Raw genomic sequence first — 17,917 nt, forward strand, 5'->3', positions numbered from 1 at the left:
ACCGGCACCGATCTTCAGCGCCTTGATCTGCGGCACCAGCTTGGCCACCAGTGCATCGGCCACCTGGTCACCCACGCACACCGCTACCGAGATTGCCATGCAGCGCTCACCGCACGAACCGTACGCCGCGCCCATCAGTGCGCTGACCGCGTTGTCCAGGTCGGCATCGGGCATCAGCACCGCGTGGTTCTTCGCACCACCCAGCGCCTGCACACGCTTGCCACGACGAGTGCCCTCGGCATAGATGTACTCGGCAATCGGCGTGGAGCCCACAAAGCTCAGCGCCTTGACCTCTGGGGCTTCGATCAGCGCGTCCACCGCCACCTTGTCGCCATGCACCACGTTCAGCACGCCCTTGGGCAAGCCGGCTTCCAGCAACAGCTGGGCAATGAACAGCGACGAGCTCGGATCGCGCTCGGACGGTTTGAGAATGAAGCAGTTGCCACAGGCAATCGCCAGCGGGTACATCCACAGCGGCACCATGGCCGGGAAGTTGAACGGGGTGATCCCCGCAACGATGCCCAGCGGCTGGAAGTCGGACCATGCATCGATGTTCGGGCCCACGTTGCGGCTGTATTCGCCTTTGAGCACTTCGGGGGCAGCGCAGGCGAACTCGACGTTCTCGATACCGCGCTTGAGTTCACCCGCCGCATCCTCGAGGGTCTTGCCATGCTCTTCGCTGATCATCTGCGCAATGCGCGACTCGTTCTGCTCAAGCAGTTGCTTGAAGCGAAACATCACCTGGGCCCGCTTGGCCGGCGGGGTATTGCGCCAGGCCGGGAATGCCGACTTGGCCGAATCGATGGCCTGCTGCACGGTTTCCCGGCTGGCCAGCGCCACCTTGCGTACCGCCTGGCCGGTGGACGGGTTGAACACATCGGCGGTGCGCTCACCGCTGGAAACCATTTCACCGTGGATCAGATGCTGAACAATGCTCATGCAGAACTCCAGAAAGGGGGTTCAGGCGCGGCACCGCGCGCCTGCTTATATAAAGAAAGGGATCAGCCGACCTGGTTGATCGCTTCGCCCACCGCATCGAACAGGCGATCCAGCTCTTGCGGGGTGGTGTTGAAAGTCGGGCCGAACTGCAGGGTGTCGCCGCCGTAGCGAACATAGAAGCCGGCGTTCCACAGCTTCATGGCGATCTCGAACGGACGCACGATGGCATCCCCGTCCCGCGCGGCAATCTGGATGGCACCGGCCAGGCCGTAGTTGCGAATGTCGACGATGTTCTTCGCGCCCTTGACTCCGTGCAGCACACGTTCGAAATGCGGTGCCAGGTCGGCAGCCGACTGCACCAGGTTCTCCTTCTCCAGCAGGTCGAGTGCAGCCAGGCCGGCAGCGCAGGCAACCGGGTGCGCGGAGTAGGTGTAGCCGTGCGGGAATTCGACCGCGTATTCCGGGGTCGGCTGGTTCATGAAGGTCTGGTAGATCTCGCTGCTGGCGATCACCGCGCCCATCGGGATGGCGCCGTTGGTAACCTGCTTGGCGATACACATCAGGTCGGGCGTCACACCAAAGGCGTCGGCACCGAACATGGCACCCATACGGCCAAAACCGGTGATCACTTCGTCGAAGATCAGCAGAATGTTGTGCTGGTCGCAGATCTCGCGCAGGCGCTTGAGGTAGCCCTTGGGCGGTGGCAGTACACCGGCGGAGCCGGCCAGCGGCTCGACGATCAGTGCCGCGATGTTCGACGCATCGTGCAGCTCGATCAGCTTGAGCATCTCGTCGGCCAGGGCGATACCGCCCTCCTCCGGCATCCCCTTGCTGAATGCGTTGCCCGGCAGCAGGGTGTGCGGGATATGGTCCACATCCAGCAACTGGCCGAACATCTTGCGGTTGCCGTTGACGCCGCCCAGGCTGGTGCCGGCGATGTTCACGCCGTGGTAGCCACGGGCACGGCCGATCAGCTTGGTCTTGGTCGCCTGGCCTTTGAGGCGCCAGTAGGCACGCACCATCTTCAGCGCGGTATCGGCGCATTCGGAACCGGAGTTGGTATAGAAGACGTGGTTCAGGTTGCCCGGGGTCAGGTCGGTGATCTTCTCGGCCAGCTGGAACGACAGCGGGTGGCCGAACTGGAAGGCCGGCGAATAATCCAGCACACCCAGCTGACGCGACACCGCTTCCTGAATCTGCTTGCGGGTATGCCCGGCGCCGCAGGTCCACAGCCCCGACAGCGCATCATAGATCTTGCGCCCCTTGTCATCCGTCAGGTAGCTGCCTTCGGCGGCGACGATCAGGCGCGGGTCGCGCTGAAAGTTGCGGTTGGCGGTATAGGGCATCCAGTGCGCATCCAGCTTGAGCTGGCTGGCAAGGCCGAGGGGAGCGTTTTCAGGCAGATTCATGGGACAAACCTCGCAAGGCAATGAGCAACATGAGGGAGGCAAACGTTGTTGCAGCTAAGTTGTCACGGGGATAAAGTCTGAAAAAGCCTACTTTTCTAATCTTCAGTTAGCTGGACACTAAACTATGAGCCGTCGCCCGGAGCCGCTTGCGCAGGTCAGTGATTTCGACATCCGTCTGTTGAAAATCTACCGCAGCGTGGTGGAATGCGGCGGCTTCTCCGCAGCCGAGAACGTGCTGGGCATCGGCCGCTCGGCCATCAGCCAGCAGATGAGCGACCTGGAGCAACGCCTGGGCCTGCGCCTGTGTCAGCGCGGCCGTGCCGGGTTCTCGCTGACCGAAGAGGGCCGCGAGGTGTACCAGAGCGCCCTGCAACTGCTCGGCGCGCTGGAAAGCTTTCGCACCGAGGTCAACGGCCTGCACCAGCACTTGCGCGGCGAGCTGAACATCGGCCTCACCGACAACCTGGTGACCCTGCCGCACATGCGCATCACCCATGCCCTGGCGCAGCTCAAGGACCGGGGGCCAGAGGTACGCATTCAGATCCGCATGATCGCTCCCAGCCAGGTCGAACAGGGCGTGCTCGACGGCAGCCTGCACGTCGGCGTGGTCCCCCAGACCAGCCCGCTGTCGGGGCTCGAGTACCAGCCACTGTACAGTGAGCGCTCACTGCTCTATTGCGCGGTCGGGCACCCGCTGTTCTATGCCGATGACCGCCAGCTGGACGACGACCGCCTCAACAGCCAGGACGCGATCGCCCCCACCTTCCGCCTGCCGGCCGAGATCCAGGCCCAGTATCAGGACCTGCACTGCACCGCCAGCGCCTCGGACCGCGAAGGCATGGCGTTCCTGATTCTTACCGGGCGCTACATCGGCTACCTGCCCGACCACTACGCCAACGCCTGGGTACAGCAGGGGCGCCTGCGCGCCCTCAAACCCGACGAACGCTTCTATGACCTGAGCCTGTGCTGGGTTACCCGCAAGGGACGGCGCCCGCACCTGGTGCTCGAGAGCTTCCTGGACAGTCTGGCGGCCACCCGCTGATGCGGTTTATAGGCTTTTTCGCCGATGAGCGCTTGCCCGCCTGCCACGGCTGGGTTATCAGTGCATGTGCCACACTACCCCGCTCTGTCCGGAATCGCCCATGACCTTCGAAGTCCCCGCACACCGCCTCCAGGCTGCCAGGCCTGCCGGCCGTATCCGCCAGAAGAACGAGCAGGCCATCATCCAGGCTGCCGAAGACGAGTTCGCCCGTCACGGCTTCAAGGGCACCAGCATGAACACCATCGCGCTGAACGCCGGGCTGCCCAAGGCCAACCTGCACTATTACTTCACCAACAAGCTGGGCCTGTACGTGGCGGTGCTGAGCAACATCATCGAGTTGTGGGACAGCACCTTCAATACCCTGAGTGCCGACGACGACCCGGCCGAGGCGCTGAGCCGCTACATTCGCGCCAAGATGGAATTCTCGCGGCGCAACCCGCAGGCCTCGCGGATCTTCGCCATGGAGATCATCAGCGGCGGCCAGTGCCTGACCGACTACTTCAGCCAGGACTACCGCGACTGGTTCAAGGGCCGGGCCGCCGTGTTCGAAAGCTGGATGAATGCCGGCAAGATGGACCGCCTCGACCCGGTACACCTGATCTTCCTGCTCTGGGGCAGCACCCAGCACTATGCCGACTTCTCCACACAGATCTGCCAGGTAACCGGCCGCAGCCGCCTGACCAAGCAGGACATGGAAGACGCCAGCAACAACCTTATCCACATCATCCTCAAAGGCTGTGGCCTGACCCCACCGAACTGAACCCTGCTTATGCCTTTTACCCTGTTGGACACTTGCGAGTTTCGCGAAGAGATCCGCAAGAGCCGCTTCATCACCCTGGCCGGCCCCATCAGCAGCCCGGCCGAGGCCCAGGCCTTCATCGAACGGCACAGCGACCTGGCCGCCACCCACAACTGCTGGGCCTGGAAACTGGGGGCGCAGTACCGCAGCAGCGACGACGGCGAACCCGGCGGTACGGCCGGGCGCCCGATCCTGGCGGCCATCGAGGCGCAGGACTGCGACCAGGTAGTGGTGCTGGTGATTCGCTGGTACGGCGGCATTCAGCTGGGCACCGGTGGCCTGGCCCGGGCCTATGGCGGTGGCGCCAACAAGTGCCTGCAACAGGCCGAAAAGCGCCTGCTGGTAAGCCGTGTCGAGCTGCACTGCAGTTGCGCATTCAGCGAACTGGCCCTGCTCAAGCTACGCGTCGCCGAAGCCGACGGCCTGGTAATGGACGAGCAGTTCACCGCCAACGGTGTCGACCTGTTGCTGGCGCTTGGCGAGGAGCAGATCGAACCGGTGCAACGACAACTGGCCGACCTGAGCCGCGGGCGCATTCTGCTCGAACGGCGCTGACACTTGCCCACATCCACTGTGGGCCCGGCTGTGGATAACCTCTTAGCACTCGGCTGCAGCCCTTCTGGATCAAGGCTCGCAGAGAAACGATCATATTTTGATCAAGATTTGATGACAGGCCATCAAGCGGCGTCGAATCAGTGACTTATCCCCAGCCAGGTGCCCTCGAGGGCCGGCTCCATGGCCACAAAACCGTGCCTGGCGCTTGCACACAAATACTGTGGAGCAGGCTGTGGATAAACCGTGAGCGCCTGCGCCAAAGGCCTGCCGGCCAATGCTCGGCGCCGATTGATCATTTTATGAGCAGCCTCCAGGCCGTGCTACGCTGCGTATCCTCTGCCCACCTGTACGGAGTTATTCCATGACCGCCCCCAAAACCGCACTGATCATTGGCGCATCCCGTGGCCTGGGCCTTGGCCTTGTGCAGCGCCTGCGCGAGCAGGGCTGGAACGTGACCGCCACCGTTCGGGACCCTGCCAGGGCCCCTGCGCTGGCCGCGGTGCCCGGCGTACAGGTCGAGACCCTGGAAATGAACAGCACCGATCAGCTCGATGCACTGCAGGCGCGCCTCAAGGGTCAGACCTTCGACCTGCTGTTCGTCAATGCGGGGGTCAAGGGCCCTGATGACCAGAACCCGGAGCGGGTACAACTGGCGGATATCGGCGAACTGTTCATGACCAACGGCGTCGCGCCGATTCGCGTGGCGCAGCGCTTGAGCCCGCAGCTCAACGACAAGGGTGGGGTGATCGCCTTCATGAGCTCGGTGCTGGGCAGCGTGAGCATCCCCGACGCGCCCGACCTGGCCCTGTACAAGGCCAGCAAGGCTGCGCTCAATTCCATGATCAACAGCTTCGTCGTGCAGCTGGGCGACACCGGCCTGACCGTGCTGGCCATGCACCCGGGCTGGGTCCAGACCGACATGGGCGGCGAAGGCGCTGAAATCGACGTGCCTACCAGCACCGGCGGGATGGTTGAACAGGTCACCCTCAACAGCGGCAAGGGTGGCCTGCATTTCATCAACTACAAGGGCGAAAAACTGATCTGGTGATCTGACGCGCGGTGGGTGTAGACTCGGCCCTTCGCCCACCGCGGCGGACCTGGATCAGCAGACAGGGCAACACTGAGCTGGCTAACCTGAACCCACTTTCAGAGGAGCCGGCACCATGCCTGCGACCCGTATCTGGTTGAAAAACCCGCTTGCCATCTTTACCGCCAACACCCTCGACGCCCGTGGCGGCCTGGTGCTCGAAGGCGGCATCATCCGCGAAGTCCTCGGCCTCGGCCAAACCCCCACCACACCTTGCCAGCAAACCTTCGATGCCCGTGAGCACGTGGTACTGCCAGGCCTGATCAACACCCATCACCACTTCTACCAGACCCTTACCCGTGCCTGGGCTCCGGTGGTCAACCAGCCGCTGTTCCCCTGGCTCAAGACGCTGTACCCGGTGTGGGCCCGGCTCACCCCGGCCAAGCTGGAGCTGGCGACCCAGGTAGCCCTGGCCGAACTGCTGCTGTCGGGCTGCACCACCGCAGCCGACCACCACTACCTGTTCCCCGACGGCCTGGAAAACGCCATCGACGTACAAGTGGAGAGTGTGCGCAAACTCGGCATGCGCGCCATGCTCACCCGCGGTTCCATGAGCCTGGGTGAAGCCGATGGTGGCCTGCCACCGCAGCAGACGGTGCAGCAGGGCGAGGTGATCCTGGCCGACAGCCAACGACTTATCCACAGTTACCACGAGCGTGACGCGGGCGCGCAGATCCAGATCGCCCTGGCCCCCTGCTCACCGTTCTCGGTCACGCCCGAAATCATGCGCGCCAGCGCGACCCTGGCCCAAGAGCTGGACGTGCGCCTGCACACGCACCTGGCCGAAACCCTCGACGAGGAGGACTTCTGCCTGCAGCGCTTTGGCCTGCGTACCGTCGACTATCTGGACAGTGTCGGCTGGCTCGGCCCGCGCACCTGGCTGGCCCACGGCATCCACTTCAACCCCGACGAGATTGCCCGCCTGGGCGCTGCCGGCACCGGCATCTGCCATTGCCCCAGCTCCAACATGCGCCTGGCATCGGGCATCTGCCCCACCGTGGATCTGACCGACGCGGGTGCGCCAGTGGGCCTGGGTGTGGATGGCTCGGCCTCCAACGATGCGTCCAACATGATCCTCGAAACCCGCCAGGCCCTGTACCTGCAGCGCCTGCGCTACGGTGCCGAGGCCATCACCCCCGAGCGCGTGCTGGGCTGGGCCACACGAGGTTCGGCGCAACTGCTGGGGCGCGACGACATCGGCGAGCTGGCCGTGGGCAAGCAGGCCGACCTGGCCCTGTTCAAGCTGGATGAACTGCGTTTTTCCGGCAGCCATGATCCGCTCTCCGCTCTGCTGCTGTGCGGTGCCGACCGAGCCGACCGGGTGATGGTCGGCGGCCGGTGGCGAGTGATCGATGGCCAGATCGAAGGGCTGGACGTGAAGGGCCTGATCGCCGATCACCGCCAGGCCGCCGCGCAACTGATCGCCGGCTAGGCAGCTACAGGCCCAGCAGCGCCAGCATGATGAACGTGGCGAACAGCACGAAGTGGGTCATGCCCTCGATCGCGTTGGTTTCGCCATCGTTCAGGTTGATGGCGCTGACGATCAGCGTGATGAAGATCATCACCGTCTGCACCGGGGTCATGGCCATCTGGAACGGCTGACCGGTGTACAGGGCCATGGCCTCCATCAGCGGCACGGTGAGGATCACCGTCGACAGCGAGGCCCCCAGGGCGATGTTGACCACCGATTGCATGCGGTTGGCCAGCGCCGCGCGCAATGCGGTGAGAATCTCCGGCGCGGCAGAGATGGCCGCCACCACGATTGCCGTCAGTACCGGCGGTGCTCCGCTGCCCTCCAGGCCATAGTCCAGGGTCTTGGACATGACTTCGGCCAGCAGGCCGATCACCACCACCCCCGAAATCAGAATCGCGATCGATCGCGCCTTGTGGCCGCCCGGCGTCCCTGCCACCGGGTCGCGGCGTTTCTTCTGCGGGTAGCTGTAGCTGAAAAAGTAGCTGTGCGGCCCCACCTGCATGCGCAGAAACAGCGTATACAGCACCACCATCGCGCCGATGGTGAAGGCCGAATACAGATGCCACTGGGCTTCGGGGATGAACTCGGGCACCACCATCGACACGCCCATCGCGGTCATGATCATCACGCTGTAGGTGCGTGCCGAATCGTCGTTGTAGCTCTGTTCGCCGTGCTTGAGCCCGCCCATCAACGCGGCCAGGCCCAGGATCCCGTTGATATCGAGCATCACCGCCGAGTAGATGGTATCGCGCACCAGCGTCGGCGAGGCCTCATTGCTCATCATGATGGCCAGGATCACCACCTCCACCAAGACCGCCGACAGGGTCAGGATCATGGTGCCGTAGGGGTCGCCGACCTTTTCCGCCAGCAGCTCGGCATGCTGTGCAACCCGCATCGAGGCGCACACGATCGCCCCCACCAGCGCGAACCCGGCCAACAACGCCACGCCATGGCCGTGCCCCAGCAACAACGGCTCCAATGGCCAGGCCAACAGGGCGGTCACCACGGCCAGCAGCAAGAGCTTTTCCTGGGTCAGTAGCTTGAGCATCGGCGGCCTTGAACAGAAGGGGTGTGGCTAGAGACTGTAGCTGCTGTGGAAGGTTTCCTGCTGCCGGACCATCCGGCCAGGTTTCGCGCCGCCCCTCGTCAACCGCTGTAGAATGGCGCGCAACCGCACCTTGATGAGAACACGCTATGTACGACTGGCTTAACGCGCTGCCCAAGGCAGAATTGCACCTGCACCTGGAGGGATCGCTCGAGCCCGAACTGCTGTTCGCTCTGGCCGAACGCAATGGCATCGCCCTGCCCTGGAACGATGTGGAGGCCCTGCGCGCGGCCTATGCGTTCAACAACCTGCAGGAGTTCCTCGACCTGTACTACCAGGGCGCCGACGTGCTGCGCACCGAGCAGGACTTCTACGATCTTACCTGGGCCTACCTGCTGCGCTGCAAGGCACAGAACGTGATCCACACCGAACCGTTCTTCGACCCCCAGACCCATACCGACCGGGGCATCCCGTTCGAGGTGGTACTGGCCGGCATCAGCGCAGCCCTCAAGGATGGCCAGCGCAAGCTGGGCATCAGCAGTGGCCTGATCCTGAGCTTCCTGCGCCACCTGAGCGAAGATGAAGCCCACGCCACCCTCGATCAGGCCCTGCCCTTTCGCGATGCCTTCATCGCCGTGGGGCTGGACAGCTCGGAGCAAGGCCACCCGCCCAGCAAGTTCCAGCGCGTGTTCGACCGCGCCCGTAGCGAAGGCTTCCTGACGGTCGCGCACGCCGGCGAGGAAGGCCCGCCCGAGTACATCTGGGAAGCCCTGGACCTGCTCAAGATCCAGCGTATCGACCACGGCGTGCGCGCCATCGAGGACGAGCGCCTGATGCAGCGCATCATCGACGAACAGATCCCGCTGACCGTCTGCCCTCTGTCCAACACCAAGCTGTGCGTGTTCGACCACATGCGCGAACACAACATCCTCGAGATGCTCGAGCGTGGCGTGAAGGTCACGGTGAACTCGGACGACCCAGCCTATTTCGGTGGCTACGTGACCGAGAACTTCCATGCCCTGCATACCCACCTCGGCATGACCCAGGACCAGGCCAGGCGTCTGGCGCAGAACAGCCTGGATGCGCGCCTGCTCAAGCCCTGACCTCTGCGCGGTCAGGTCGACCCATCACCGGTGGGTCGGCCTTGCCCGCCACCTGCGGCTACTCCCCCACCGCCAACGGCATGGGCGACTGTGCAATCAGCGGGATTTCACGCAACCCGGCGGGGGTGACGTGCAAGGCGCGCGAGTCACCGTTCATGCGCACCCAGCCCGACTGCACGAAAAGCCTGAGCAGGCTGCTGCCCAGAGCCCCGCCCAGGTGCGGGCGCTGCTCGCTCCACTCGCTGCAGCAACTGCACGCGCTGCAGGCTCTGCCCTCGCGCAGTGCCAATGCCTCGACGAAGATGCCAAAGTCGGCAAAGTGCAGGCGCCCCAGCGAGCTGACCTCCAACTGGCGGTCGCAGAGCTCCAGCCACTTGGCCTCCTGCAAGCGCTGGTAAAGGTCGGCCGCCAGCTCACCGCCCAGGTGGTCACGGCACAAGCGTGCGCGGCGCATCGCCAGCGGGATCCCCGGCGCCTCCCGGCTGACACGCACGCCCTGACGAAAATGCTCGCGCACCGGCACACTGGCCAGCGCCTCCACAGCGGCGCCCACCTCCGGGGCTGCCAGCCGAAAATACCGTTTGCGCCCGCGCGCCTCTATCTTCAGCAACCCCCCTGCCAGCAGGCGCCCAAGGTGAGCGCAGGTGGAAGAAGGTGTCAGGCCGGTCATCCTGGCCAACTCGTCGGAGGGGCGGGCCAGACCGTCGATCAAGGCCCACAGCATGGCGCTGCGCTTGGGGTCAGCCAGCAGGCTGGCGATCACACTGATACTTGCTACAGGTTTCATATCTGCACTCCCTGCGGATTCCGAAGACGTAACTTGCCCGCCCCTGCAATGGAAACGTCTCTTGCTGGTAACGACTGCGGGGGCAAGTATATGCCGGCCTGTAAGCACTTAAACGGCCTCTATCTCCGGCAAAATTGCCCGTTTTGGGCAACCATGTGGCCTTCTGCAAAGGTCACTTTCGGGTGGCGGGCCTTCCGCCCCTGACACCACAGCCGCATGGGGGCGGCTTTCCCTGCAGAGCGAGGGTTGCGCTCAAGGGCCGATGAGCGCGCAACGCCCTACATCCAAGGTAAACAAGTCATTCAACCTAAAATGAAATGTATGACCCTGATCCAGCGCCCGACAGCCGGCCCTGCCTAGCCGGTCATCGCCAGCAGCGGCTCCAGCAGGTGCCGGCATCTGGCCTTGAGTTCGTCGCGCAGCAGCTGTACCGGCTTGCCGAGCTGCGCCCGGTGGGTGCACAGCAGATTCAGCGGCGCAGCTTCACCCCGCACCCCGGGCAGCAGCACTTCGAGGCGCCCGGCCTTCACATCGGCTGCCACATCCAGCCAGGACTTGTAGGCAATGCCCACACCTGCCACGGCCCAGCGCCGTACCACGTCGGCGTCGTCGCAAAAGCGGTCGCCACGCACCAGCACCGTCTGTGTCGCGGCCCCGTCACTGAAGCGCCACTGGTCATGCACACGGCCACCCAACTGGTACAGCAGGCAGTTGTGCTCGGCCAGCTGTGCAACCGTCGCCGGTTGGCCATGGCGCGCCAGATAATCAGGTGCGGCGCACAGCACCCGGCGGTTGTCGGGGCACAGGGACAACGCCACCAGGCTCGAGTCTTCGGGGGTGCCGTAGCGCAGCGCCACATCCACCGGCTGGCGAAACAGGTCGGCATTGCGATCGCCCAGCAGCAGGCGCACGTTCAGCAACGGGTGCGCCTGCTGCAACTGGTCCAGCCAGGGCAACAGCACATTGCGTCCGAAATCCGACGGTGCCGACAACTGCAGCACGCCGCTCACCTCGGCCTGGCCCTGAGCCAACGCTCGCCGTCCCTCCTCGAGGCTGGCCAAGGCTACCCGGGCGTGGTTGAGGAACCCCTCGCCTTCAGCGGTCAGACGCAGACTGCGCGTCGAACGGGCCAGCAGGCGCACCTTCAATTGCGCCTCAAGGCGCTTGAGCGCTGCGCTCGCCACTGCCGGCGAAAGGTCGAGCTGGCGCGCAGCGGCCGACAGGCTGCCCAGTTCCGCGGCGCGCACGAACAGTTGCAGATCATCGGTACGCAGCACTTGTCGGCCTCATTATCAAAAAAAAATTGAAAGTATCTGCCGTTTTATCGGGTTTTAACCCCAAGTGAAAGCACTGATGATGGCGGCACTCCCCCCTCAAGGACCTCTTCATGAAAGCCATTGCCTACTATCAATCGTTGCCGATCGCCGACCCCGCCGCGCTACAGGACATCGAGCTGCCCGCCCCGCAGCCTGGCCCGCGCGACCTGCTGGTGCAGGTGCACGCCATCTCGGTCAACCCGGTCGACACCAAGGTGCGCCAGAACGTGCAACCCGAGGCCGGCGTGGCCAAAGTGCTGGGGTGGGACGTTGCCGGTGTGGTCAAGGCGGTGGGCAGCGAGGTCAGCCTGTTCCAGCCTGGCGACAAGGTCTACTACGCAGGCTCCATCGCCCGCGCCGGGGGCAACAGCGAGCTGCACGTGGTCGACGAGCGCATCGTCGGGCACATGCCCCGAACCCTGGGTTTCGCCGAAGCCGCCGCATTGCCGCTGACCGCCATTACCGCCTGGGAGCTGCTGTTCGAACGCCTGCAGATCGCCGAAGGCAAGGCCGACCTGGGCCAGAGCCTGCTGATCGTCGGTGGCGCCGGCGGCGTCGGTTCGATCCTGACTCAACTGGCCAGCCAACTGACCGGGCTCAAGGTCATCGCCAGCGCTTCACGTCCCGAAACCCAGGCCTGGGTAAGGGAGCTGGGCGCCGATGTGGTAGTCGATCACCGTCAGCCACTGGCCCAGGCCCTGAAGGCGCAGGGTATCGATAGCGTTACCCACGTTGCCAGCCTCACCCAGACCGACCAGCACCTGGACCAGCTGGTCGAGGCAATCGCCCCGCAGGGCAAGCTGGCGCTGATCGACGACCCCAAGCAGTTGGACGTGACCAAGCTCAAGCGCAAGAGCCTGTCGCTGCACTGGGAATTCATGTACACCCGCTCGCTGTTCGAAACCGCCGACATGCAGGCGCAGCACACGCTGCTCAACCGCGTGGCCGAGCTGATCGACGCAGGCACCCTCAAGACCACCCTGGGCGAGCATTTCGGCCCGATCAATGCAGCCAACCTGCGCCGGGCCCATGCGCTGCTCGAAAGCGGTGCAGCCAAGGGCAAGATCGTGCTGGAAGGGTTCTGAGCCCCTCCGGGCCCCGGCATGACCGTCAGTCAGTACACTGACGCCGGTCATGCCGGGGCCCGGTCGCGGCGCTACAATGCTGCTGCATTTACCCAACCACACAGGTAGGCAGCGATGAAGATTATCGTCAGTGCATCAGCCCGCAAACCCGGGTGCCCGTGGCAGGTTCAGCTCGACCAGCATGTGGTCAGCTTTCGCAGCGAGGCCGAGGCTCGCGCCTTTGTCGACACCCTGCAACAACGCTTGCGGGCCCCGCACCCGCTCAAGCAGGTCGGCTGAGCTGCAGGCGTCGGGTCAACATAGCCACGCCCACCGCCGCCGCACCGCACAGGCTGATGACCAGCGCCATCGGCAGCGCGCTGCCGTCATGCAGCACTCCCACCAGGGCAGCCGCACCCGCCGCCACGCTGAACTGCACGCACCCCAGCAACGCCGAGGCACTGCCGGCGCGGGCACCCTGCCCGCTCATGGCGCAGGCCGAGGCGTTGGGGATGATGCAGCCAAGGCTGGCAATGCACACGAACAGCGGCACCAGCAACGGCCACAGCGCCTGCGTATGCAGCGCGCTGATTCCCAGCAGCACCAGCCCGGCCGCCAGGTATACCCACACCGTGCGGGCCAGCAAAAAGGCAGGCCCACGCTTGGCCAGCAATCGCGCATTCACCTGCGCCACCAGGATGAAGCCCGCCGCATTGCTGCCGAACAGCCAGCCGTAATGTTCGGCCGGCACCCCGTAAAGCTTGATGAACACGAAGGGCGACCCGGCGATATAGGCGAACATGCCGGCAATCGCGATGCCGCCGGTCAGTGCATGCCCCATGAACACGCGGTCCTTGAGCAGGCGCCCGTATTGGCGCAACGCCCCCGACAGCGGCTGGCGTGGTTGGTTGGAAGGCAGGCTCTCCGGCAGGCCCAGGGCAACGGCCAGCGTACAGCCGGCGCTGAACAGGGTGAGCGCGAGGAAGATCGACTGCCAGCCATACAGGTTGACCAGCACCCCGCCCAGCATCGGGGCAAGGATCGGCGCCAGGCCCATCACCAGCATCAGTTGCGAGAACACCTTGGCCGAAGCCACTGCATCACACTTGTCGCTGACGATGGCCCGCGACAGCACCATCCCTGCGCAACCACCCAGGGCCTGTACAAAACGCGCGGCGATCAGGGCGTCCAGGCTCGGTGCAAAGGCACAGGCCAGCGACGCCAGGGTAAACAGGGTCACCCCGACCAGCAGCGGAATGCGTCGACCGAAGCGGTCGGCCACCGGGCCATAGGCCAGCTGCCCCAGCGACAGGCCCAGGAAATAGGCCGCCAGAGTGGTTTGGATGTGTTTTTCGTCGGTCGCAAAGGCCAGGGCCATTGCCGGGAAGCCGGGCAAGTAGAAATCGATCGCCAACGGCCCGAACGCACTGAGTGCGCCGAGGATCAGGATGGTGCGCAGGTTCATCGGGAATCCATAGCAGGCTAAGCAAGTGCCTTAGTCTAACCGGGCTGCCATGGATAAGCCGCGAATCTTTTGCCGAATTCGCTGGCACGTGCGCCCCTTGTTGGAGCCGGCCTTGCCGGCAATCGAGCGCGCAGCGCTCGCACACCGGAATGCACAGTGCAGCAGACACACCGCCCATGCAGGGTCGGTAGCCGCTTCGCGCCGGTTCGCCAGCAAGGCTGGCTCCTACAGGCGAAGCGGCTACCGGCTTGTTCAGGCCACAAGCTCGGCCTTGTAACCCTCATCGACAATCGCCTGCACGATCTGCGGCGCCTGCAGCGAACTGTCGACGCGCACCTGCTTGCTGGCCAGGTCCACCTCTACGATGGCCTGTGCATCCTGGCTCTGTACCGCACGGGTCACGGCCTTCACACAGTGGCCACAGGTCATGCCTTGAACAGTGAATACTTGCATGGGAACTACCTCCTTGGGATTTGAGCGAAGTCTCAAGCTTGCCATCGGGGCAAGGTCAAGTGCATGCCGAACTGGAAATCCGCGCCAAGCTCGGCCAAGCTGCGCCCTTGTCGAACGATCAGCAGGAGATTCATTCATGGGCAGGGCAGCATTGGGCCTTATCGGTTTGCTCGGGTTGTGCAGCATCGTGCCCCTGGCCAGCGCCGAAGGGCCGTCGGACTACAGCGTGTTGATCATTTCCCGCGAGCGTCTGGAGGTCGCCACGTCCTGCGAGATCGGCATCTATCTCAACGACCAGCTGTCGGCGCGACTGTTCCAGGAACACTCCACCTCGTTCAACCTGCCGGGCGGCCCGGTGAACGTGCGCCTGCGCCTGCTTCCCGGGCAGGCACCGGGTTGCAACAACGGCATCGAGAACCAGCGCAGCACGCGAATCAACGTACTGGCGGGCCAGGTCAACAAGTACCGCATCGTCATGGACAACAATGGCCTCAGCCTGAAGAAGGCCGCTCTGGGCTATTGACCTTGCCAATGGGGTAAGGTTGATGCTTGGCGCCTGTCCAAGGAGGAGAGCCCCATGTCCGCATCAACCACCTTCGATCTGCCGATTCAAGGCATGACCTGCGCCAGCTGCGCCGGTCGTGTCGAGCGCGCCCTGCGCAAAGTCGCCGGCGCCGAACACGTCAGCGTCAACCTCGCTACCGAACACGCCCGGGTGCAAGCCCCTGCCGACGCCCTGCCGGCACTGGTCGACGCCGTCAGCCAGGCCGGTTACAGCGTGCCCGCCCAGAGCCTCGAACTGCAGATTGGCGGCATGACCTGCGCCAGCTGTGCCGGGCGCGTGGAGCGGGCCTTGAACAAGGTGCCCGGCGTACAGCGGGTCAGCGTCAACCTGGCCAACGAGCGCGCGCACATCGAGCTGCTGGGGCAGGTCGACAGCGCGCTGCTGATCGACGCGGTGACCCAGGCAGGTTACACGGCCAGCCTGCCGCAAGCGGGCAAGGCCGACCAGGCCGACGCCGAGCGACGCCTGCGCAAGGAGCGCTGGTCGGTCGGCCTGGCCATACTGCTGGCCCTACCGCTGGTGCTGCCGATGCTGCTGCAGCCCTTCGGCATCCACTGGATGCTGCCGGCCTGGGCACAGTTCGTGCTGGCCACCCCCGTGCAGTTCATCCTGGGCGCACGCTTCTATGTCGCGGCCTGGAAGGCGGTACGCGCCGGGGCCGGTAACATGGACCTGCTGGTAGCCCTGGGCACCAGCGCTGGTTACGGCCTGAGCCTGTACGAATGGGCGCGGGCCACCGCAGGCAGCATGCCGCACCTGTATTTCGAAGCCTCGGCGGTGGTCATCGCCCTGGTGCTGCTGGGTAAGTACCTGGAAAGCCGCGCCAAGCGCCAGACCGCCAGTGCCATCCGCGCCCTAGAAGCTCTGCGCCCTGAGCGCGCCCTGCAGGTGATCGACGGCCAGGAGCGCGACGTACCCATCAGCGCCCTGCGCCTGCATGACCTGGTGCGCGTGCTGCCTGGCGAACGCTTCCCGGTGGACGGTGAGGTGATCGAGGGCCAGAGCCATGCCGACGAAGCCCTGATCAGCGGCGAAAGCCTGCCCGTGCCCAAGCAGCCGGGCGACCGCGTGACCGGCGGCGCCATCAACGGCGAAGGCCGCCTGCTGGTAAGTGTGCTGGCTCTGGGTACTGAAACCGTGCTGGCGCGCATCATCCGCCTGGTCGAAGACGCCCAGGCCGCCAAGGCCCCCATCCAGAAACTGGTGGACCGGGTCAGCCAGGTGTTCGTGCCAGCCGTGCTGGTGCTGGCCCTGGCAACCCTGGTCGGCTGGTGGCTTGCCGGCGCGCCAATCGAAACCGCGCTGATCAATGCCGTGGCCGTGCTGGTCATCGCCTGCCCCTGTGCCCTGGGCCTGGCCACACCCACCGCGATCATGGCCGGTACCGGCGTGGCCGCGCGCCACGGCATCCTGATCAAGGACGCCGAAGCGCTGGAGCGTGCCCATGCAGTCAACCGCGTGGTGTTCGACAAGACCGGCACCCTCACTTCCGGCAGCCCGCGCATCGTTCACAGCAAGGCCCAGGGCATCGAGGCAGGCGAACTGCTGCAACTGGCCGGCGCCCTGCAACGCGGCAGCGAACACCCGCTGGCCAAGGCGGTGCTGGATGCCTGCCAGGAGCAGGGCCTGACCGTACCCGACATCGACGACAGCCAATCGCTGACCGGCCGCGGCATCGCCGGCCACCTCAATGGCCGCGACCTGGCCCTGGGCAACCGTCGCCTGCTGGAAGAAAGCGGCCTGCAACCGGGTGAACTCGCCACCAGCGCCCAGGCCTGGGAGGCCGAGGGGCGCACCTTGTCGTGGCTGATCGAGCGCGGTGCGCAACCACGGGTGCTGGGCCTGTTCGCCTTCGGCGACAGCCTCAAACCTGGCGCAGACGCCGCCGTACGCCAGCTGAGCCAACAGGGCATCAGCAGCCACCTGCTGACCGGCGACAACCGCGGTAGCGCCAAGGTGGTGGCCCAGGCCCTTGGCATCAATGACGTATACGCCGAGGTGCTGCCGGCCGACAAGGCCGCCACTGTTCTCGAACTGAAGAAATCGGGTGTGGTAGCGATGGTCGGTGACGGCATCAACGACGCACCGGCCCTGGCCGCCGCCGACATCGGCATCGCCATGGGTGGCGGCACCGATGTGGCCATGCAGGCCGCCGGCATCACCCTGATGCGCGGCGACCCGCGCCTGGTACCAGCCGCCCTGGAGATCAGCCGCAAGACCTACGCCAAGATCCGCCAGAACCTGTTCTGGGCCTTCATCTATAACCTGATCGGTATTCCGCTGGCGGCCTTCGGCCTGCTCAACCCGGTGCTGGCCGGTGCGGCCATGGCCCTGTCGAGCGTCAGCGTGGTCAGCAACGCCTTGCTGCTCAAAACCTGGAAACCGCAAACGCCGCCACAGGACGATGCCCCATGAACATCGGACAAGCCGCCAAACGTACCGGCCTGAGCGCCAAGATGATCCGCTACTACGAGTCCATCGGCCTGCTCAAGCCGGCCTCGCGCAGCGACAGTGGCTACCGCCTCTACCAGCAGGACGACCTGCACGCGCTGGCATTCATCAAGCGCTCGCGAGACCTGGGGTTTTCATTGGAGGAAGTGGCCAAACTGCTGACCTTGTGGCAGGACCGCCAGCGCGCCAGCGCCGACGTGAAAGCCCTGGCCAACGAGCATATCGCTGACCTGAACCGGCGCATCGACGAGCTGGTGAGCCTGCGCGATACGCTGAGCGAGCTGGTCGCCCACTGCCAGGGGGACGATCGCCCCGACTGCCCGATCCTCAAGGACCTGGCAGCCGGCAGCTGCTGTCACTAGC

Annotated in this window: 18 protein-coding genes (1 of these 18 running past the window's edge); 11 read left to right on the plus strand and 7 right to left on the minus strand. The window is 64.9% G+C overall.

Annotation, left to right across the window (positions count from 1 at the left end):
* Window positions 1–939 carry the 5' portion of a CoA-acylating methylmalonate-semialdehyde dehydrogenase gene (locus tag V9K84_RS18735; protein WP_043860970.1) on the minus strand. Its footprint begins 555 nt before the window's first position, so 939 of the gene's 1,494 nt are visible here — the first part of the coding sequence; the start codon lies at window positions 937–939; the stop codon falls past the left edge of the window.
* A 62-nt stretch (window positions 940–1,001) separates the two neighbouring features.
* Window positions 1,002–2,348: an aspartate aminotransferase family protein gene (locus V9K84_RS18740; protein WP_043860969.1), complete on the minus strand. Its 1,347-nt coding sequence runs from the start codon at window positions 2,346–2,348 to the stop codon at window positions 1,002–1,004.
* A 124-nt stretch (window positions 2,349–2,472) separates the two neighbouring features.
* On the opposite strand from V9K84_RS18740, the gene V9K84_RS18745 reads away from it, so the two are divergent.
* The 5 genes from V9K84_RS18745 to V9K84_RS18765 all read left to right on the plus strand — a co-directional run bounded on the left by V9K84_RS18745 (window position 2,473) and on the right by V9K84_RS18765 (window position 7,263).
* On the plus strand, window positions 2,473–3,390 hold the full coding sequence (locus tag V9K84_RS18745; protein ID WP_043860968.1) for a LysR family transcriptional regulator: 918 nt from the start codon (window positions 2,473–2,475) through the stop codon (window positions 3,388–3,390).
* A 100-nt stretch (window positions 3,391–3,490) separates the two neighbouring features.
* Window positions 3,491–4,150 (plus strand): TetR/AcrR family transcriptional regulator, encoded by a 660-nt coding sequence (locus V9K84_RS18750; protein ID WP_043860967.1) that lies wholly within the window; start codon window positions 3,491–3,493, stop codon window positions 4,148–4,150.
* 9 nt (window positions 4,151–4,159) lie between these two features.
* Window positions 4,160–4,744 (plus strand): YigZ family protein, encoded by a 585-nt coding sequence (locus V9K84_RS18755; protein WP_043860966.1) that lies wholly within the window; start codon window positions 4,160–4,162, stop codon window positions 4,742–4,744.
* Window positions 4,745–5,105: 361 nt separating this feature from the next.
* Entirely contained in the window at window positions 5,106–5,792 is a 687-nt protein-coding gene (locus tag V9K84_RS18760) for an SDR family oxidoreductase (protein ID WP_088514190.1), read from the plus strand.
* A 115-nt stretch (window positions 5,793–5,907) separates the two neighbouring features.
* A complete protein-coding gene (locus V9K84_RS18765; protein WP_088514189.1) occupies window positions 5,908–7,263 on the plus strand; it encodes an 8-oxoguanine deaminase in 1,356 nt (451 codons plus the stop codon).
* A 4-nt stretch (window positions 7,264–7,267) separates the two neighbouring features.
* On the opposite strand, the gene V9K84_RS18770 is transcribed toward V9K84_RS18765, so the two are convergent.
* A complete protein-coding gene (locus V9K84_RS18770; RefSeq protein WP_043860963.1) occupies window positions 7,268–8,353 on the minus strand; it encodes a calcium:proton antiporter in 1,086 nt (361 codons plus the stop codon).
* Between the two features lie 146 nt (window positions 8,354–8,499).
* Between V9K84_RS18770 and V9K84_RS18775 the strand changes: the two genes are divergently transcribed.
* A complete protein-coding gene (locus V9K84_RS18775) occupies window positions 8,500–9,453 on the plus strand; it encodes an adenosine deaminase (RefSeq protein WP_054916632.1) in 954 nt (317 codons plus the stop codon).
* A 58-nt stretch (window positions 9,454–9,511) separates the two neighbouring features.
* Here V9K84_RS18775 and V9K84_RS18780 read toward each other — a convergent pair whose 3' ends face one another.
* Window positions 9,512–10,240 (minus strand): helix-turn-helix transcriptional regulator, encoded by a 729-nt coding sequence (locus V9K84_RS18780; RefSeq protein WP_043860961.1) that lies wholly within the window; start codon window positions 10,238–10,240, stop codon window positions 9,512–9,514.
* Window positions 10,241–10,596: 356 nt separating this feature from the next.
* On the minus strand, window positions 10,597–11,517 hold the full coding sequence (locus V9K84_RS18785) for a LysR family transcriptional regulator (protein ID WP_088514188.1): 921 nt from the start codon (window positions 11,515–11,517) through the stop codon (window positions 10,597–10,599).
* Between the two features lie 110 nt (window positions 11,518–11,627).
* Here V9K84_RS18785 and V9K84_RS18790 point away from each other — a divergent pair, with 110 nt between their 5' ends.
* Both V9K84_RS18790 and V9K84_RS18795 read left to right on the plus strand, forming a co-directional pair.
* Window positions 11,628–12,641, plus strand: a complete 1,014-nt coding sequence (locus tag V9K84_RS18790) for a zinc-binding alcohol dehydrogenase family protein (RefSeq protein ID WP_088514187.1) — start codon at window positions 11,628–11,630, stop codon at window positions 12,639–12,641.
* A gap of 114 nt (window positions 12,642–12,755) precedes the next feature.
* Window positions 12,756–12,920: a sensor domain-containing protein gene (locus V9K84_RS18795; protein WP_116052671.1), complete on the plus strand. Its 165-nt coding sequence runs from the start codon at window positions 12,756–12,758 to the stop codon at window positions 12,918–12,920.
* Here the strand turns inward: V9K84_RS18795 and V9K84_RS18800 are convergent.
* Window positions 12,904–14,085 (minus strand): multidrug effflux MFS transporter, encoded by a 1,182-nt coding sequence (locus V9K84_RS18800; RefSeq protein WP_088514186.1) that lies wholly within the window; start codon window positions 14,083–14,085, stop codon window positions 12,904–12,906. The two genes, V9K84_RS18795 and V9K84_RS18800, sit on opposite strands and share 17 nt — an antisense overlap.
* Window positions 14,086–14,337: 252 nt before the next feature.
* The gene (locus V9K84_RS18805) at window positions 14,338–14,538 is read right to left on the minus strand and encodes a cation transporter (protein WP_043860957.1); all 201 of its coding nucleotides are present in this window, start codon (window positions 14,536–14,538) and stop codon (window positions 14,338–14,340) included.
* A gap of 136 nt (window positions 14,539–14,674) precedes the next feature.
* Between V9K84_RS18805 and V9K84_RS18810 the strand changes: the two genes are divergently transcribed.
* From V9K84_RS18810 to cueR, 3 genes are read left to right on the plus strand one after another with little or no spacing between them, the layout of a single operon-like run.
* Entirely contained in the window at window positions 14,675–15,061 is a 387-nt protein-coding gene (locus tag V9K84_RS18810) for a hypothetical protein (protein WP_054916634.1), read from the plus strand.
* Between the two features lie 54 nt (window positions 15,062–15,115).
* The gene (locus tag V9K84_RS18815; protein ID WP_058540777.1) at window positions 15,116–17,518 is read left to right on the plus strand and encodes a heavy metal translocating P-type ATPase; all 2,403 of its coding nucleotides are present in this window, start codon (window positions 15,116–15,118) and stop codon (window positions 17,516–17,518) included.
* Entirely contained in the window at window positions 17,515–17,916 is a 402-nt protein-coding gene (cueR, locus tag V9K84_RS18820) for a Cu(I)-responsive transcriptional regulator (protein WP_043860954.1), read from the plus strand. The genes V9K84_RS18815 and cueR overlap by 4 nt, the downstream gene beginning before the upstream one ends.
* The last annotated feature ends 1 nt before the right edge of the window (window position 17,917 follow it).

The sequence above is a fragment of the Pseudomonas sp. AE27 genome (assembly GCF_037113495.1).
Lineage (GTDB): Bacteria > Pseudomonadota > Gammaproteobacteria > Pseudomonadales > Pseudomonadaceae > Aquipseudomonas > Aquipseudomonas palmensis.

What these genes read in the sequence shown, in the direction of transcription:
- V9K84_RS18755 (WP_043860966.1), top strand. Translation starts at nt 4,160, where the DNA reads ATGCCTTTTACCCTGTTGGACACTTGCGAGTTTCGCGAAGAGATCCGC.
- V9K84_RS18800 (WP_088514186.1), bottom strand. Translation starts at nt 14,085, where the DNA reads ATGAACCTGCGCACCATCCTGATCCTCGGCGCACTCAGTGCGTTCGGG.
- V9K84_RS18805 (WP_043860957.1), bottom strand. Translation starts at nt 14,538, where the DNA reads ATGCAAGTATTCACTGTTCAAGGCATGACCTGTGGCCACTGTGTGAAG.
- V9K84_RS18760 (WP_088514190.1), top strand. Translation starts at nt 5,106, where the DNA reads ATGACCGCCCCCAAAACCGCACTGATCATTGGCGCATCCCGTGGCCTG.
- V9K84_RS18775 (WP_054916632.1), top strand. Translation starts at nt 8,500, where the DNA reads ATGTACGACTGGCTTAACGCGCTGCCCAAGGCAGAATTGCACCTGCAC.
- V9K84_RS18795 (WP_116052671.1), top strand. Translation starts at nt 12,756, where the DNA reads ATGAAGATTATCGTCAGTGCATCAGCCCGCAAACCCGGGTGCCCGTGG.
- V9K84_RS18745 (WP_043860968.1), top strand. Translation starts at nt 2,473, where the DNA reads ATGAGCCGTCGCCCGGAGCCGCTTGCGCAGGTCAGTGATTTCGACATC.
- V9K84_RS18750 (WP_043860967.1), top strand. Translation starts at nt 3,491, where the DNA reads ATGACCTTCGAAGTCCCCGCACACCGCCTCCAGGCTGCCAGGCCTGCC.
- V9K84_RS18790 (WP_088514187.1), top strand. Translation starts at nt 11,628, where the DNA reads ATGAAAGCCATTGCCTACTATCAATCGTTGCCGATCGCCGACCCCGCC.
- V9K84_RS18815 (WP_058540777.1), top strand. Translation starts at nt 15,116, where the DNA reads ATGTCCGCATCAACCACCTTCGATCTGCCGATTCAAGGCATGACCTGC.
- V9K84_RS18770 (WP_043860963.1), bottom strand. Translation starts at nt 8,353, where the DNA reads ATGCTCAAGCTACTGACCCAGGAAAAGCTCTTGCTGCTGGCCGTGGTG.
- V9K84_RS18810 (WP_054916634.1), top strand. Translation starts at nt 14,675, where the DNA reads ATGGGCAGGGCAGCATTGGGCCTTATCGGTTTGCTCGGGTTGTGCAGC.
- V9K84_RS18740 (WP_043860969.1), bottom strand. Translation starts at nt 2,348, where the DNA reads ATGAATCTGCCTGAAAACGCTCCCCTCGGCCTTGCCAGCCAGCTCAAG.
- V9K84_RS18780 (WP_043860961.1), bottom strand. Translation starts at nt 10,240, where the DNA reads ATGAAACCTGTAGCAAGTATCAGTGTGATCGCCAGCCTGCTGGCTGAC.
- cueR (WP_043860954.1), top strand. Translation starts at nt 17,515, where the DNA reads ATGAACATCGGACAAGCCGCCAAACGTACCGGCCTGAGCGCCAAGATG.
- V9K84_RS18765 (WP_088514189.1), top strand. Translation starts at nt 5,908, where the DNA reads ATGCCTGCGACCCGTATCTGGTTGAAAAACCCGCTTGCCATCTTTACC.